Annotated in this window: 1 protein-coding gene and 1 pseudogene; both read right to left on the bottom strand. The window is 40.3% G+C overall.

Annotated features, from left to right (window positions below):
* Positions 1-48: 48 nt before the first annotated feature.
* A pseudogene (locus BN1546_RS28555) lies at positions 49-2,829 on the bottom strand (amino acid adenylation domain-containing protein); the annotation flags it as partial.
* 62 nt (positions 2,830-2,891) lie between these two features.
* Complete coding sequence (locus BN1546_RS23660) at positions 2,892-20,210, bottom strand: non-ribosomal peptide synthetase (protein WP_090738951.1); 17,319 nt, start codon at positions 20,208-20,210, stop codon at positions 2,892-2,894.
* Positions 20,211-20,212 lie beyond the last annotated feature (2 nt).

Genomic DNA, 20,212 nt, shown 5'->3' with positions numbered 1-20,212 from the left:
TCTTCCATCAGGCAGCGGCAGCGCCTTTCTGTCCAATTTTCCATTTATGGTTAACGGTACTTTTGCTATCCTCATAAAATAGGATGGAATCATATAATCGGGCAGCTCTTTAGATATAAGCTCCCTTATTTCGGTCACTGTCACTTCTCGGTCAGACACTATATAAGCGCAAAGATACCTGCCTACACTTGAATCCTCCCGGTCAATGACCACCGCCTCATTTATATCAGCATGCTTCAAAAGGGCTGCTTCTATTTCCTCAAGCTCGATTCTATACCCTCTTATTTTAACCTGGTGGTCTTTTCTGCCGGCAAATGCAATATTCCCGTCAGGAAGCCACTTTGCAAGATCTCCTGTTTTATACATCAGTTCTCCAGGCATAAATGGGTTCGGTACAAACTTTTCCCTGGTAAGTTCCGGTTTTTTCAAGTATCCTCTCGCCAATCCTGCCCCGGAAACACAGAGTTCACCCTCAACACCTATGGGCTTAAGATTATTGTTTTCATCAACTATAAACACCCGGGTATTGGTAATAGGTTTACCAATAGGTACCGACTTATCGGCCGTCTCACAATCATCTGCTTTCCATACCGTTGCACATACGGTTGTCTCAGTAGGTCCATAAGCATTTATATATGAAATCCTGTTGCTCCATTTCTTTAAAAGTTCGGGAGTGGAAGCCGAACCTGCTGCAATTACCTTCTTTAAGGAAGTTACTTTTTCCGGGTCCATATTTGCCAGATACGGAGGTGGTAAAGTAGCAATAGTTATCTCATTTTCATTTAGGTATTCTTCAAATCTTCGATAGTCATTGATAATATCGCCTGAAGATATATATAGTGTTGCTCCTGCCAATAGTCCCATAAATATTTCCCAAACTGCAGCGTCGAATGAAATTGATGCAAATTGAATAATCCTATCGCTTTCACTTACATTTAAGCGGGTCTTGAAAAACGCCTCCAGATTTGCTACCCCTTTATGTTCTACCATAACCCCTTTAGGTTTTCCTGTAGACCCAGATGTATAAATGATATATGCCAAATTTTGCGGTGAACATACCACTTCCAGGTTCATAGGGTTTCCGGCATAAAGGCTTTCATCTTCTATGTCTATATACTTCCCGTAAAACTCCACTTTCTCCAGGAATTGCTTTTGGGAAATCAGCACCCCTATCTCGCTGTCCTCGAGTAAATATTCGATTCTTGCCTTAGGGTAGTCAGGATCTATAGGCATATATGCCCCTCCGGCTTTAAGTATGCCAAATATACCTATGACCATCTCCAGTGAGCGTTCTACCATAATACCCACTATGCTGTCTGGTTTAACTCCCTTATCCCTCAACACTCTTGCAAGCTGATTTGACTTCTCATTGAGTTCCCTATAGGTTAGCTGCTTACCCTCAAACACCACTGCCGCATTGTCAGGTGTCTTCACCGCTTGTTCCTCAAATAGTTGGTGAATGGTCTTTTCCCTGTGGTATTCCTCCGTTGTATTATTGAAGCAGTGTACTATTTCTTTCTTTTCCACTTCGGTGAGTATATCAATATTCCTAATATGCATATCGGGATTATCGGTTACAATTTCTATTACCGACTGAAAATGTCCCTTGATTTTTTCTATGAAATTACCATCATATACCAGTGAGTTGTAACTGAATTTAATAGATAATTCCTTACCGCCATCAACGAGTATCCCAAAATCATAATTCGTCTGCTCGAATATTTCCATTCCAACTACATTTAAAATGCCATTACTGGATGAAGCATTAACCGCTTCATCCATAGGGTAATTTTCAAAAGCCATGACATGATGTATCAAGGCATCTTTCAAGCATGTTTTTGACTGCACATCCGCCAGAGGATAGAAACTGTACCGGTCAGATTCAAGCACCGATTGCTGCATCTCTTTGATCAGTTCGGTAAAAGTTTTATCCTCATCACAACTCACCCTTACTGCAACGGTATTTATAAATAAACCCACCATGCTCTCAATTCCCTGTATTTCATGAGGCCTTCCCGATACCACCTCACCAAACACCACATCATCGGTATTGTTATACCGCTGTAATAATATCCCCCATATGGTCTTTATAATGGTACTCATGGTTGTATTGTTTTTGGCTGCAAACTTCTCAAGATCGCTAGTTATTTGTTCAGATATTTTAAACTCCGTTTCTTCAATCCTGAAATCATCACTTGCAGACCTGCCGTTTTGGGGAAGGACTGTCTGATGCTCGTAACCTTTAAGATAGGTTTCCCAGTAATCTGCGGCCTCGTTCTGATTTCTGCCTTCCAACCATTTGATATAGTGGCTGTAAGGATATACCTTTCCTGACTCCCGATCCCAGATATTCATCAGGGCTTCATAGTTTTCCATAAATTCTCTAAATATATTTGCGAGACTCCACCCATCAATAATGATGTGATGAAAGCTCCATACCATGTTATAAGATTGGTAGCCTGTTTTAATTACACTTAATCTTGTTAAAATATCCCTTGATAAGTCAAAGCCCTTTTTTCTGTCTTTAACCCTGTATTCTTCTATATACCTATCCCTTAGTTCTTCGGCAAGGGAGGTAATATCCTCATAGCTGACAGACAGCTTTCTTTCCTTCATGACTACTTGTAAGGGCTTGGCTACATTTTCATACAAAAAAATTGTTCTCAAAGCGTCATACTTTTCAATAATGATATTAACGCTCTTTTCAACACAATCAATGTCCAGGATGCCTTTTATAGAAAGTGATATCTGCTCAAAGTAGGCGTCTGAATTTTTATCCATCATATAGTGGTACAATATCCCTTGCTGCATAGGAGTGAGCCGGTACATATCTTTTATGTTTTGTTTCTTCAAATCACTCATAAGTACTCCTCCTTAAATACAAACTCTTTTTATTCGAAGTTATTCAATACGTCTTCAAACTCATCCATATTCAGATCGTCTACTGTAAAATCACTGAGTGTAGCTTCTGAATAGTCCATTTCTGCACAATGGGTTATTATGTTTACTAAATGCTTTTTAAAACTCACCGCTACCCCTTCAATAGTACTCTTCTCATACTCGCCCTGGTTGTAGCTAAAGTTTAATTCCAGCTTCCCGCCTTCTACAGTTCCGCCGTTAATATCAATACAATACTCACTTTTATAGTTTGGTCCTGTAGACTCTCCGGCAGGAATATCAGACACTCCAAATAAATTGTCTACATTATCCTGGTTGAATTGACCGAGGTAATTGAAGCTTATTTCAGGGTTTAGATTAAAGTTTAAATCGGCTTTGTTTTCCGGCAAGGTAAGATATTTTAGTATGCCGTAACCTATCCCTTTGTTAGGTATCTGCCTGATGTTTTCTTTTACCGATTTGATCATGCGGGAAATATCGAGTTGTCCGCTGACATCTAACACCACGGGATACTGGGTGGTGAACCATCCCACGGTCCTGCTTATGTCAATGTCTTTAATGATTTCCTCCCTGCCGTGCCCCTCCAGACTGATCAGAACCTTATCATTTCCGGTCCATTCCCTCACTGCTAATCCCAAGGCGGTAAGCAATATGTCGTTTACTTCTGTGTTATAAGCATGGTTTACCCGCTTTAGCATCTTCTCAGTCTCTTCAATACTCAGCTCGATCTTGACGCTATTGTTATTCATATACCTTCTTTCTTCAATCTCTCGGTCTTTTGGAAGCGGTATTGTTTCAGTTTTTTCCAAATTGGTCCAGTAATTTATTTCTTTTAATAGTTCAGGGCTATTGGCATACTCATCAAGCCTCTGTGCCCAATCTTTGAAAGAGTCGGTCTTGTTACTGAATTTTATTTCATCATTGTTTAGCGCCTGTCTGTATCCTATGTCCAAATCTTCCAGTATGATTCTCCACGATACCCCATCAACTACAAGGTGGTGAATAGCTATTAGCAGGTGGTCCCCTTCTTTAGTCTTAAACAGACCAACCTTAACTAAAGGACCGTTATACAAGTCCATGCTCCTCTGAATCCTCGACGCTTCCAGCTCTATTTTTTCCCGGTAATTATAGCTGTCCCTAAGGTCTACAATTTCCAATGAAAAATGTTCACCTTCAAGGTTTTTGTTGTATTGGAGTATATTTTGATCCTCTATTTTTACCACTGTTCTAAAAATATCGTGGTGCTCTACAAGCTTTGACAATACTTTTCGAATAATAGCTTCTTCAAATCCGTTACGCCCATATATCATTATTTCCTGATTAAAATGATGGATATCCTTGCTGTCTTGTTTATACAACCATCTTTGTATAGGTGTTATCGGTACTATGCCTTCTACCGGGCCTTGATGAATTCTTCGGCTTGTAGATTGTATATATTCGACGAGTTCCTCAATTACAGGATGTTTGAATAAGTCCCGCATTTCAAGCTTTAGCCCATGGACGTTAAGACGCGACATTACCTGTATGGCTTTTATTGAGTCTCCTCCAAGGCTGAAGAAATTATCTTTTACCCCGATGTTTTCAGTTTTTAGTACGTCTTCCCATACTTTGGCCAGTATTTCTTCTCTTTCGTTTCTAGGAACTACATGCTCTACTCCGGTATTAATATTCCCCTGTGGTTCAGGCAATGCTTTCCGATCAATTTTACCGTTGGCATTAAATGGCAGATGTTCCAGCTTCATGAAATATGCTGGTACCATGTAGTCAGGTAGTTCGTTTAAGAGATGCTCCCTTAGCTCGGAAATGGTCAATTCATTTTCCCCTACAATATATGCACACAGGTACTTCTTCCCTTGCTGCTCTTCCTTTGCAATAACCACTGCTTCCTTAATAGCAGTGTGCTTCACCAGATGTGCTTCAATTTCTCCAAGCTCTATTCTAAAGCCTCTTATCTTTACCTGGTGGTCGATCCTGCCCATGAATTCGATGTTCCCATCAGGAAGCCGCCTTACTAAGTCCCCTGTGCGGTACACTTTTTCGCCGGGAATAAACGGGTTAGGTACAAATTTTTCTGCTGTCAGTTCAGGTCTATTCAAATAGCCCCTTGCAAGACCGCTTCCACCTATCACAAGTTCACCGGCCACTCCTACAGGAGTTAATTGGTTGTGCTTGTCCAGTATATAAAGGTATACATTCTGTAAAGCTTTCCCTATAGGTACTGTTATAAGTTCTTCTGCTATTTTCTTTGTTATACTGTAACCCGCTGCATATATCGTGGACTCTGTAGGCCCATAGATATTTTCCAGAGATGTGTTCTCTGAGACATCGAAAAGCTCATGGACAAGCTTTTTGGGCAGCGCTTCTCCAGCAGCAAAAATATACCTGAGAGTTGATGGCAGTTTTATACCATTATCTTTTAAAGTATGTACCATTATATTCAGCATTGATGGTACAAAGTTTACATGGGTTATCTTATGCTTGTTTATTACCTCTACTAACTCCATAGCTTCCTTTTCCACACCTTGGCGTGATATTACAAGCTTTCCTCCGTTGAGGAACCAGCCAAATATCTCAGCTACGGATACGTCAAAGGTATAAGTTGTTTTAAATAGAAAAGCGTCTTCCGCTTTAAGCGGATACATGGCCTGGAGGGCTGTAATTATGTTTACAACGCTAGTATGCTCAATCATTCCACCTTTGGGCTTCCCTGTCGAACCTGATGTATAAATGACGTACGCAAGGTCCGAGGGTTTGTTTACATTTTCAAGCTTTGAGTTCTCTTCATTTAAATATTCTTCCTCCAGATATATAATATCCGCATCAATCTGCTTATTTTCCATAAAGGTCCTGGAGGTCAAAAGGATCTGGGAACCACTATCGTCCAACAAATACTTTATCCTTGTATCAGGATAATTAGGATCTATCGGCAGATACGCCCCTCCAGCTTTCAATATGGCAAATATCCCCACAATCATCTCAAATGAACGTTCGGCCATAATTCCTACAATACGGTCAGGCTTTACCCCTTTGTTCCTCAATACTCTGGCCAAATGATTTGCCTTTCCGTTCAATTCCCTGTAAGTCAAGTGCTTGTCTTCATATACCACAGCTATGTTGTCAGGTGTCCTTTCCACCTGCTCAGCAAACAGCTCATGTATGGTTTTGTCCTGCGGATAGTCTTTCTTAGTATCATTAAAGTCTATCAGCAACTGCTTTCTTTCTTCATGACTTAATATAATAAGCTTGTCAACTGACCCTTTGGGGTTATGGATAAACATATTTAAAATATTAATAAAATAGTCTATACACTCTTCTGCCTGTTTTCTTTCCAATACTTTGTCCGAGTAGATCAAGCTTATATTAAGATCATCGAATGTATTACTTACTGTAAAGTCAAGACTTGTATTGGTTGCTTCATATTCATCAACTGAAATTCTATCTTTAACATCACCGATTTCTTTGTTTATTATCTCGTTATATATATGAAAATCCACATAATTGAATATGGTATCAAATAAAGGATTTTCCTCTTTGTTTTCTTTTCCGCCCAGGATATTTATGATCTCAAATAAAGGCAGTCTTCCATAAAGCTTTAAGTTTATTAATTTCTTTTCTGCAACTTTTATCAATTCCTCCCATATATCGATTTTATCAAAACACATTTTGACGGGAACCGTATTTAAGAAGCACCCCAGCATCTTATCTCCATCTTCGCATACAGGTCTGTTATTTTCTACCAAACCTACGACAAAGTCATCCTCGTATGAAAGCATATTGAGCATATAAGTGTATGCAGCAAAGCAAAGTGTCTTTAAGCTTACATCATATCTTCTGGTAGTACTTCTTAAATCACCTAAAAATTCCTGACTTAAATGGCGTGTTACATGGTCTACTTTATAAGATTTTTTTGTTTTTCCATGAATATTTGCAGGCATATTCAACCTTTTATATTCACTTAATTCCTCTCTCCAATAATTAATTACTTCCTGGTTGTCCTTAATTGTCATTTGGTCTGCTATATAATCTTTATAGCTGCATTTAAGCCGTGTTGGTATATAATCTTTTTCTTGCTTAAGCTTAGAGTATAGGTTTGAAACTTCCGTAATCAATGAAGCAACACTCCAGCCATCCAGGATAGCATGGTGGAATATCAGAACCAGACAAATATGGTTTGCGTCAAGTTTGAATATTCTTATCCTCCAAAGGGGCTTTGATATATCAAACGGATTCGCTCTGTCATTTTCCAAATATTTGTTTATATACTCAACCTGCCCTGTCCTGCTAAAATTCATGATATCTATCTGCTCAATATCAAGACTACTGCCCTTGTAAACAATTTGCACAGGAGTTTCAAAATCCTCTAAATTAAAAACCGTCCTTAAAATATCATGTTTTGACGTCATTAGAAGCATCGCTTCTTTAAATGCTGGGAAATCAAAGTCTTTGTCATTCAGATGAAATGCAAATTGGTCATGATAAACTGCATTTTCATAGTCTTTTTTGGAATGATAAATCATACCCAGCTCTATGTGACTCATCGGATATATATCTTCCATGTCCGAAGGTAACTTTTCTGAGAGAGTTTCATTCATCAATATTCGCTGTTTAAATAACTCCAGTTCTTCCCTTGCTTTACCCATCTTACTGTTAAAAGCTTCCGTATCTTTTACTTTTAAGAATGCAGACAATCTCTCAATATCAGGATTCATGTATATATCCCTGATTTGGATGTTTATATCCAACTTTTTGCATATTGTGCTGACTAATGATATTGCACGTATAGAATCTCCGCCTATTTTAAAGAAGTTGTCCCTTATTCCTACCTGTTTTGCTCCAAGCACTTCCTGCCATATTTCAACCAGTTTCTCTTCCACTTCATTCCGCGGCGCTACATATTCTGTTCCCGTACTCATACTTCCGTCAGGCTCGGGCAATGCTTTCCTGTCTATTTTTCCATTAGGGGTCAATGGCAGCTTTTCCATCTGCATAAAGTAAGAAGGGATCATGTAGTCCGGGAGCTCTTTTGACAAGTGTTCCCTCATCCCCTGTACGGTTATTTCTTGATCCGGTACGACGTACGCACAAAGATACTTATTTCCGTCAGCTCCTTCTTTGTCCAATACCACTGCTTCTTTTATTGTTTCATGCTTTAATAACCGGTTCTCTATTTCACCCAGTTCTATCCTGTAGCCTCTTATCTTTACCTGATGGTCGATCCTGCCCAGATATTCTAGGTTGCCGTCAGGCAGCCACCTTGCCAGGTCACCTGTCCTGTACATCCTTTCACCCGGTGCGAATGGGTTTGCTGCGAATTTTTCTTCTGTAAGTTCCGGTCTGTTCAAGTACCCTCTTGCCAGTCCATCCCCTGCTATACATAGTTCTCCCGCTACTCCTATCGGCTGCAGGCCCTTTTCCTTACTCACAACATATAACTTAATGTTATCTATGGGCTTTCCTATTGGTACAAGCTCCAATTCTTCTTCCGTGGAGCAGCCAAAGTAGGATACATCTACTGTTGCTTCTGTTGGTCCGTACAGGTTATGCAGGCTTGTTCCTTTTTCTTTGTACAGCAGCTTGTTGAACTTTTCTACTTGCTTCAGGTTCAGTGCTTCTCCACTGGCAAATACCTGCTTTAAGCTTGCTATTTCCTCTATTATCCCCTTTTCCTCTACATACTCTAAAAATACACTCAACATGGATGGTACAAAGTGCATTGTGGTAACTTTATTTTTTTCGATTGCCTTCACGATTTCTTCCGGATTTTTTTCTCCTCCCGGTATCAGCAGGCAGACTTTGGCCCCAGTAAAGCTCCACCACAATAATTCCCATACCGATACGTCAAAGGTATAGGGAGTTTTCTGCAGGATCACATCACCTTCAGCTATCGGGTATTGCTTCTGCATCCAGTTGATCCGGTTGATTACGGAGTAGTTCTCTATCATTACCCCTTTGGGTTTGCCGGTAGAACCGGATGTATATATTACATAAGCCAAGTTTTCAGGTTTACTAATTAACTTTGGATTTGATACATCCCCAGTAAATAGTTCCTGATTTTCTATGCTAATAAATTCAGCATTTCTGTAACTACCTTTAGCATTTATAAATTTATCCTGTATCAGAATAATTTGGCTGCCACTGTCATCAAGCATAAACTGGATCCTGTCTTCAGGGTATTCAGGAGCTATGGGTAAATAAGCCCCCCCAGCTTTTAGGACAGCCATGATCCCTATGATCATTTCCGGGGAACGTTCTACCATAATTCCCACTACACTATCAGGTTTTATTCCCTTTTCTCTTAATTTTCTGGCCAGTTGGTTTGCCTTTTCGTTTAGCTCCCTATAAGTCAGCTGTTTATCTTCAAACACTACAGCAATATTATTGGGTGTCCGTTCCACCTGTTCCTCAAAAATCTGATGGATGGTCTTTTCCCGAGGGTATCCTGCTTTTGTATTATTAAATTCATATAATATTTGATGTTTTTCGTCTTGTGACAGCATATCAATTTCTAATAGCCTTTTTTCAGGAAAGGCTGCTGCCTCTTCCAATACATTAAGGTAATGGGCAATAAGCCTTATAACTGACTCTTTCTTAAACAACCTGGTAGCATACTCCAATTCAAATGCAATACCGTCCTCTGTTTCCTCAGCGTTTAAAGTCAAGTCAAACTTGGATATTCTTACTTCACTGTCATAGGGCATAAACCTTAGCCCATCCATCTTCACTTCTGATGCCTCGATATTTTGCAGTACAAACATAGTATCGAAAAGTGGATTTCTGCCCAGATCCCTTTCCAGGTTAAGCTTATCTACCAGTTCTTCAAATTGGTAATCTTGGTTTTCGTAAGCCCTTAAGGAGTTTTCTCTTACTTCATTAAGGAAGTCCACAAAAGTCTTTCCACCTTGAGGGTGATTCCTCATGGCTAGCGTGTTTACAAACATACCAATAACGTCCTGAAGATCAGTATGCGGCCTTCCTGCAACGGGACTTCCAACTATAATATCTTCCTGTCCGGTGTACTTGGATAAAAGGACATTGTATGAAGCTAAAAGTACCATGTAGAGCGTGGCACCATTATTCACTGCAAGTTTGTTCAGTTTAACAGCAAGCTCCTTGCCTGCTTTGAAACTGATCACATCTCCCTCAAAACTCTGTATAGCTGGCCTAGGGTAGTCTAGCGGCATATTAAGCAAAGGAATTTCTCCTTTGAATACTTGGAGCCAGTATTCTTCCTGCTTACTAATTGTCCCATCAGCAAACAGCCTGTTCTGCCATACGGAAAAATCCTTGTACTGAATCTTAAGTTCCGGAAGTTCCTTACCTTCATACAGGCTCATAAATTCTCTTACCAGTATGTCGTCAGACACCCCGTCAGATATAATATGGTGCTTATCAAACATCATAATATATCTGTCTTCTCCAACTTTTATAAGCCCAACCCTAAGTAAAGGAGCCTCATCAAGGTCAAAGGTCCTAATAAATTCACTGGCTATTTTCGCAACTCTTTCCTCATCGGTTTCCATATACATAACACTAAAATCCACATTGCTATGGACCTTTTGTACCGGTTTACCATCTATCATATGGAATGAGGTACGGAAAGACTCATGTCTGTCAACAAGCTCCCTAAAAGCCTGTTCAAAGCGCAGTTTATCGAGTTTGCCTTCAATTAGCATAATACCAGGCATGTTGTATGCCATCCCAACTGCGTCAAGCTGGTTTAGAATATACAGCCTTTTCTGGGCGGATGAAATTGGATAGTACTCCATCTCCCCAGCCGGCCCAATAGAATGAAATACACTCTCCCTTGCAATCTTGATGCACTCGGCAACTTCAGACATATTTGGGCTCTTAAATATTTCTTTAAGCGGTATGTTTACATTGAACTCTTTGTGAATCCTGGCAATAAGATTTGCTGCCCTTAAGGAATGTCCCCCCAGCTCAAAGAAATTGTCGTTTCTTCCCACTTTCTCTATACTAAGGATATCCTGCCACAACCCCGCAAGTTTCTCCTCCACTTCACCCAAGGGTGCGACATACTCTATTCCAGCATCGATATTGCCGTCAGGTTCGGGCAATGCCTTCCTATCTATTTTGCCATTGGGAGTCAGCGGCAGCTTTTTTAACTGCATAAAATAGGATGGTATCATATAGTCTGGAAGGTCCTTTAAGAGATGTCCCCTTAGTTCTGCTATTGTTAATTCATTTTCCCCTGCCACATAGGCACACAGATACTTGTTTCCCTTCTGATCTTCCCTTGCAATAACCACTGCTTCCTTTATTGAAACGTGCTTTAGCAGTTGTGCTTCTATTTCCCCCAGCTCTATTCTAAATCCCCTTATCTTTACCTGATGATCTACTCTTCCTAAAAATTCCATATTCCCATCAGACAGCCATCTGGCCAGATCCCCTGTACGATACATCCTTTCCCCTAGTATAAACGGGTTAGGTACAAATTTTTCAGCTGTCAGTTCGGGCCGGTTTAGATATCCCCTTGCAAGCCCTTCTCCCCCTATGCACAACTCACCCAAAACCCCTGTAGGCTGAGGTCTCAAGTGTTTGTCAACAACGTAGTATTTTATATTTTGCATTGGCTTTCCGATAGGTACACTCCCGGATTCCAAATAGCTTCCCAGTCTCTTTTCGTAATAACTGGAATCTATGGTGGACTCAGTAACCCCATAGCTATTAACAACCCGCAGTTTCTCTCCATACCAGGATTGTAATCTTTCATAATCTTCCACAGAGAGAGTATCTGATCCAAGTATAAGCAACTTGAGGCTATCAATAATCAAAGCATTATCATGGATATAATCCATAAGAGGAATAATCAGTGCCGGTGTGGATTCAAAGATGGTTATTTTATGGGTTTTAATAAGTGAATATAATCGTGCAGGATCGTATCTCTCCTCGGATGAACAAATAACCATTTGGCCTCCGTTGAGCAGCGTTCTCGAAACATCTCCCACAAATACATCAAAAGAAAAACTTGCGATTTGCAACAGCTTTACATCCATATCCGCAAGCCTATATTCCTTTTTCCATGCGTAAGATATGTTGACAAGACTTCTATGCTCTATCATGATCCCCTTTGGCTTTCCTGTGGTTCCTGATGTATAAATGACATATGCTAAATTACAAGATTTATTAATGACAGGAAGATTTTCTGTTCTCCCGTTGTAATTCACACAGTCATCAAAGCTTATAATATCAAGATCAAATTTAATTTTTTCTTTATGATGTTCTTGCGTAAGAATAATTCCAGCCAAGCTGTCATCGATCATATATCTGATTCGTTCTTCAGGATATTCGGTGTCTATGGGTAAATACGCGCCTCCTGCTTTAAATACAGCAATTACACCTATTATCATTTCTATGGACCGGTCTACCATTATAGCTACTACACTGTCAGGTTTTAATCCCTTGTCCCTTAAGATCCAAGCCAGTTGATTGGCCTTTTCATTAAGTTCTCCGTAAGTCAAGTATTTATCTTCAAATACTACTGCTATGTTATCAGGCGTCTTTTCCACTTGTTCTTCAAATAGCTCTTGTATGGTCTTATCCTTAGGATATTCTACTTTTGTATCATTGAAGCCATAGATTATTTGCTGTTTTTCCTCCTGGGACAACATATTTATTTCCGACAACCTTTTAAACGGATTTGCGGTTATCTCTTCCAACACGTTAAGGTAATGAGCCGCCAACCTTTTTATAGTCTCTTTTTTGAAAAGGCGAGTACAATATTCAAAGCTAAAAGCCATACCATCTTCACGCTCTATTGCATCAATGGATAGGTCAAATTTTGATATTCTATACTCTAACCCGTTATTAAAAGGTCTGAAGCTTATACCAGGTACTGCAAATTCTACCTTAGAGGCATTTTGCATGGTAAACATAGTATCAAACAGTGGGTTTCTGCTCATGTCCCTCTTCAAGTTAAGCTTCTCAACCAGTTCTTCAAATTGGTAATCCTGATTGTCATAAGCCCTTAGAGCGTTTTCTCTTACTTCATTCAAGAATTCTACAAAGGTACTATCTCCCTTGGGGTAATTTCTCATAGCCAAGGTATTTACAAACATACCAAGGATATCCTGCAGGTCTGAATGTGGCCTTCCGGCTATAGGGCTTCCAACGATTATGTCTTCCTGTCCGGTGTGCTTAGACAGCAATATGTTGTATGCCGCGAGCAGTGTCATGTAAAGCGTAGCCCCATTATCCCTTGCAAGCTTGTTTAATTTATTCGTAAGCTCACTGCCTGCTTCAAAGCTAAAAAAATCCCCTTCAAAGCTTTGTATTACAGGCCTTGGATAGTCTAGCGGCATATTCAGTACAGGTATTTCTCCCTGGAATGCTTGGAGCCAGTATTCCTCCTGGCTGCTAATTCCGCCCTCATCAAACAGTTTATTCTGCCATACAGCGTAGTCCTTGTACTGTATCCGAAGTGCTGGAGGGTTGTTTCCTTCATAAAGATCCATAAACTCACGAATCAGTATGTCCATGGAGACACCATCGGATATAATGTGATGCATATCAAACATCATAAGATGCCTGTCTTCTCCCGTTTTTACAAGCTCTACCCTTAGCAGAGGAGCCTTGCCAAGATCAAAAGGTCTGGCAAATTCCCCAGCATACTCTGCGGCTTTTTCTTCGTTAGTTTCAAAGTACATCACGCTGAATTCCACATGGTCATGAACCTTCTGGACCGGGTTACCATCGATCATGTGGAACGATGTTCTAAGAGTCTCATGCCTTTTTACCAACTGCCTGAAGACTTCCTGGAAACGCGCTGTATCAATGCTTCCTTCCAGCAGCATAATACCAGGCATGTTGTATGCTGTCCCTGCCCCTTCAAGCTGGTTTAGTATATACAGCCTTCTTTGTGCAGATGACATAGGGTAGTATTCCATTTCTCCTGCCGGTTGGATTGACTGATATAGGCTTTCCTTTGAGTCTTTAATATATCTGGCAATTTCTAAGATGGTTGGTGTCTTGAATATTTCCTTAAGAGGTATGTCTATATTGAACTCTTTGTGAATTCTTGCTACAAGGCTTGTTGCCTTTAACGAGTGTCCCCCAAGCATAAAAAAGTTATCATTTCTTCCTACCTTCTCTATTCCAAGGATATCCCGCCACAACAGCGCAAGTTTCTCCTCTATTTCTCCCGAAGGTACTACGTATTCTACGCCGGTATTAACATTGCTATCGAGCACAGGCAATGCTTTCCTGTCTATTTTTCCATTAGGGGTCAATGGCAGCTTTTCCATCCGCACAAAGTAGGAAGGGATCATGTAGTCCGGGAGCTCTTTTGACAAGTGTTCCCTCATCCCCTGTACGGTTATTTCTTGATCCGGTACGACGTATCCACAAAGATACTTATTTCCGTCAGCTCCTTCTTTGTCCAATACCACCGCTTCTTTTATTGCTTCATGCTTTAATAACCGGTTCTCTATTTCACCCAGTTCTATCCTGTAGCCTCTTATCTTTACCTGATGGTCGATCCTGCCCAGATATTCTAGGTTGCCGTCAGGCAGCCACCTTGCCAGGTCACCTGTCCTGTACATCCTTTCACCCGGTGCGAATGGGTTTGCTGCGAATTTTTCTTCTGTAAGTTCCGGTCTGTTCAAGTACCCTCTTGCCAGTCCATCCCCTGCTATGCATAGTTCTCCCGCTACTCCTATCGGCTGCAGGCCCTTTTCCTTACTGACAACATACAACTTAATGTTATCTATGGGCTTTCCTATAGGTACAAGCTCCAATTCTTCTTCCGTGGAGCAGCCAAAGTAGGATACATCTACTGTTGCTTCTGTTGGTCCGTACAGGTTATGCAGGCTTGTTCCTTTTTCTTTGTACAGCAGCTTGTTGAACTTTTCTACTTGCTTCAGGTTCAGTGCTTCTCCACTGGCAAATACCTGCTTTAAGCTTGCTATTTCCTCTATTATCCCCTTTTCCTCTACATACTCTAAAAATACACTCAACATGGATGGTACAAAGTGCATTGTGGTAACTTTATTTTTTTCGATTGCCTTCACGATTTCTTCCGGATTTTTTTCTCCTCCCGGTATCAGCAGGCAGACTTTGGCCCCAGTAAAGCTCCACCACAATAATTCCCATACCGATACGTCAAAGGTATAGGGAGTTTTCTGCAGGATCACATCACCTTCAGCTATCGGGTATTGCTTCTGCATCCAGTTGATCCGGTTGATTACGGAGTAGTTCTCTATCATTACCCCTTTGGGTTTGCCGGTAGAACCGGATGTATATATTACATAAGCCAAGTTTTCAGGTTTACTAATTAACTTTGGATTTGATACATCCCCAGTAAATAGTTCCTGATTTTCTATGCTAATAAATTCAGCATTTCTGTAACTACCTTTAGCATTTATAAATTTATCCTGTATCAGAATAATTTGGCTGCCACTGTCATCAAGCATAAACTGGATCCTGTCTTCAGGGTATTCAGGAGCTATGGGTAAATAAGCCCCCCCAGCTTTTAGGACAGCCATGATCCCTATGATCATTTCCGGGGAACGTTCTACCATAATTCCCACTACACTATCAGGTTTTATTCCCTTTTCTCTTAATTTTCTGGCCAGTTGGTTTGCCTTTTCGTTTACTTCCTTATAAGTCAGCTGTTTATCTTCAAACACTACAGCAATATTATTGGGTGTCTTTTCTACCTGCTCTTCAAACAGTTGATGTATAGTCTTATCCTTAGGATACCGGACCTTTGTATCGTTAAAGTCATATAGTATTTTCTGCTTTTCTTCCTGTGAAAGCATATCAATTTCTGACAACCTTTTTCCAGGATAAACCGTTATCTCTTCCAGAACATTAAGGTAATGGGCTGCAAACCTTTCTACAGTCTCTTTCTTGAACAGCCTTGTGGCATATTCCAAATCAAATGCAATACCTTCCTGGGTTTCCCGAGCATTTAATGTCAAGTCAAATTTGGATATTCTAAATTCATTTGTATAGGGTATAAACTTAAGCCTATCTATCTTCAATTCTGATGAGCCGGTATTTTGCAATACAAACATAGTATCAAAAAGAGGATTCCTGCTCATATCCCTCTTTACATTAAGCTTTTCCACCAGTTCTTCAAACTGGTAGTCCTGATTTTCATAAGCCCTTATAGAGTTTTCCCTTACTTCCTTTAGAAACTCAGCAAAGGTCTTTTCTCCCTGGGGATAGTTCCTCATGGCTAAAGTATTTACAAACATACCTATTATGTCTTGTAAATCTGTATGAGGTCTTCCAGCTATAGGGCTTCCCACTATAATATCTTCCTGCCCCGTATACTTAGACAGCAGTATGTTGTATGAAGCAAGCAATGTCATGTAAAGAGTAGCCCCATTATCCCTTGCAAGCTTAATAAGTTTTCCCGTAAGCTCACTGCCTGCTTCAAAACGGATAAAACCTCCGTCAAAGCTTTGAACCGCAGGCCTTTGGTAATCTACTGGCATATTCAGCACGGGAATTTCTCCATTAAATTCCTGGAGCCAGTATTCCTCCTGCTTCTTTATTTTGTCCCCAGCAAATAGTTCCTTCTGCCAAACAGAATAGTCCTTGTACTGTATACGGAGGGAAGAAGGGTTATTTCCTCCATACATATCCATGAACTCATGTACCAGTATATCCATGGACGTACCGTCAGATATGATATGGTGCATGTCAAACATCATGACATGCTTGTCTTTTCCCGTTTTCACAAGGCCTACTCTTAGCAGCGGAGCAATTCCAAGATCAAACGGCTTTATAAATTCTTTTACGATTTCCCCCACTTTTTCTTCGTCAGATTCTAGATACACTACACTAAAACCCACAGGATCATTGATCTTCTGGACGGGTTCACCCTCTATGAAATGGAAAGATGTTCGAAGGGTCTCATGCCTATTTATAAGCTGTTGGAAGGTCTTCTGAAAAAGCTCCAGATCAATACTGCCTTCAACCAGCAAGCTGCCTGGCATATTGTATGCTGTCCCTGCTCCTTCAAACTGATTTAATATATACAGCCTTCTTTGGGCTGATGACATAGGGTAGTATTCCATCTCTTTAGCAGTTTGGATGGATTGATATATACTCTCCTTTGCTTCCTTCATATACCTTGCTATTTCCGCTATAATTGGAGCCTTAAATATTTCCTTAAGAGGCATGTCTATATTGAACTCTTTGTGAATTCTCGCTACAAGGCTTGTAGCCTTTAAAGAGTGTCCACCTAACATAAAGAAGTTGTCATTTCTTCCTATCTTCTTAATTCCAAGGATGTCTTGCCAAATCAGTGCAAGCTTCTCTTCAAATTCGCCTATAGGCGCTTCATACTCTATTCCCGTATTTATATTACCTTCGGGTTCAGGCAATGCCTTCCTGTCTATCTTGCCATTAGCTGTCAATGGCATTTTTTCAAGCTGCACAAAGTATGATGGTACCATGTATTCGGGCAGTTCTTTTAAGAGATGCTCCCTTAGTTCTGATATTGTCAGCTCATTTTCTCCCGCTATATATGCACACAGGTATTTACTGCCCTGATGGTCTTCCTTTGCAATCACCAAAGATTCCTCAATTGAAGGATGCTTTAGCAGTTGTGCTTCTATTTCACCAAGCTCTATCCTAAAGCCTCTTATCTTTACCTGGTGGTCTATTCTACCCAGGTATTCCATTTCTCCATCAGATAATAACCGGACCAGGTCTCCAGATCTATATAACCTCTCTTCCGGCTTGTACGGATTTTGAACGAACTTTTCCTTTGTAAGCTCCGGTCTTCCAAGATATCCTCTGCAAACTCCGTCTCCTCCTACACAAAGCTCTCCGGCTACTCCAATGGGAACAACTTTCATGTTCTTATCCATTACATATGTTGTAAGGGTTGGTATAGGCCTTCCTATGCTGCTCACATTAGATCTAATTTCTTCCTCTTCTATCTCTTTATATGTGACATGCACTGTTGTCTCGGTTATTCCATACATATTGATGAGTCTAGTCTGCGGGTACTTCTTTCTCCATTCCTTCAACAATGCAGGCTTTAATGCTTCCCCTCCGAATATGACATATCTTATCTTAAGTTTTTTTTCTTCATATGATACTTCTTCATTGGCTATATTATAGAAGGCTGAAGGTGTCTGATTTAATACGGTCACCTTCTCATTCCTTAGAAGTCTCAGATACTCTACATTGCTGCGTGCTGTCATTTTAGGAACTACCACCAATCTGCCCCCATATAACAACGCCCCGTACATCTCCCATACGGAAAAATCGAAACTCATAGAATGAAACATAGTCCATACATCATTTTCGTTAAAATCAAACTGCATTTTACTGTTAAATAACAGCCTTACTATGTTTCTATGCTCTATCATTGCCCCTTTGGGTTTACCTGTAGAGCCTGAGGTATATATTAAGTAAGCTAGATCGGAAGGTTTATTTACCTCCGATAAGTTATATTGTTCATCTGAATATTCCTGCTCATCTTCTAAATTTATTACTGTACCTATTGATGTATATTTGTCTATAAAATGTGATTGGGTCAACAGGATCACTGCCCGGCTGTCTTCCAGCATATGACTTATTCTTTCCTCAGGATAATCTGGATCTATGGGAAGATATGCCCCTCCTGCTTTTAATACCCCTAGGATTGCTACTATCATCTCAAGTGAGCGTTCTGCCAGAATACCTACGATACTGTCCGGTTTGACTCCTTTAGCCCTTAATACATGGGCCAACCCATTTGATTTTTTATTGAGTTCACTATATGTAAGCTTTTTACCCTCAAATACCACAGCTACATGATCAGGGTTCTTCTCTGCCTGCTCTTCAAAAAGCTGATGGATAGTCTTGTTTTTAGGATACTGTGCCTCTGTAGCGTTAAAGGTATATAGGATTTGCTGTTTTTCTTCCTGTAACAGTACATCAATTTCCCACAACCTTTTTTCAGGGTATGCCGTTATCTCTTCAAGAACGGTTATATAATGGGTTCCAAACCTTTTTATTGTCTCCTTCTTAAACAGCCTGGTACAATATTCAAGGTTAAATGTTATACCTTCTTGACCCTCTACCACTTCAAGCATAAGGTCAAATTTTGCCTTTCTGCCTTCCAGCCAGTTGTTGTATTGTTTGAAGTTTATACCCGATGCTGCAAATTCTGTCTTGTTTGAAGTGCGCAGTGCAAACATAGTGTCAAAAAGAGGATTCCTGCTCATGTCCCTCATGAGATTAAGTTTTTCTACAAGTTCTTCAAACTGGTAGTTCTGATTTTCAAAAGCCAAAAACGCATTTTCCCTTACTTCCTGCAAGAATTGGACGAAGGTCTTTTCTCCCTCAGGATAGTTCCTTATGGCCAAGGTATTTATAAACATACCAATGATACCCTGCAGGTCAGCATGGGGCCTTCCGGCTACAGGACTTCCAACTATGATGTCTTCCTGTCCAGTGTATCTGGACAGGAGTACGTTATATGCAGCCATCAGTACCATGTATAAGGTAGCTCCATTATCTGTTGCAAGCTTATTTAGTTTGACTGAAAGTTCAGGGTTTATTTCAAAGCTTACAGCATCTCCTTCAAAACTTTGTACCGCCGGTCTTGGATAGTCAGTAGGCATATCCAGTACCTGTATATCACCCTTAAATGTCTGGAGCCAGTATTCTTCCTGCTTCTTTATTGAGTCTCCGGCAAACATCTCCTTCTGCCATACAGAAAAATCCTTGTACTGTATCCGTAGTGGCAAAAGGGTCTTCCCTTGGTACAAATCCAAAAACTCACTCATAAGTATATTGACTGATATACCATCTGATACTATGTGGTGCATGTCAAACATCATAACACGCCTGTCTTCGTTCGTTTTTACAAGTCCTACTCTCAGTAATGGAACTTGGCTAAGATCAAAGGGCGTTATGAATTCTTTGACTATTTCTGCTGCTTTTTCTTCATCCAGTTCCAGGTACGTAATACTGAAATCCACGTAATCATGAACCTTTTGTACTGGTTCACCCTCAACCATATGAAATGATGTGCGCAGAGCCTCATGTCTTTTTACTAGCTCCTTGAATGCCTGTTCGAAGCGTACTGCATCAATGTTTCCTTCCAGCAGTACGACGCCTGGCATGTTATATGCAGTACCTGCTCCTTCAAGCTCGTTTAGTATATACAGCCTTTTCTGGGCAGATGACATAGGGTAAAATTCCTGCTCTCTGGCAGAAGGTATTCCAGAAAAGGCATTTGGCGTATATTTTGAAACATCTTTTCCTTTTTCTTTTAGCATCGTCTCAAATAGCTTTCTTTTTTCTGGAGAAAGAGATTCTATTCTTTTCATCAAATTATCCATAA

The organism is Paenibacillus sp. Mc5Re-14, from assembly GCF_001049835.1.
Classification (GTDB): Bacteria; Bacillota; Bacilli; order Paenibacillales; family Paenibacillaceae; genus Paenibacillus; species Paenibacillus polymyxa_C.
The sequence above is the reverse complement of the archived record's forward strand: the minus strand, read 5'-3'. Positions and strand labels throughout refer to the sequence as shown.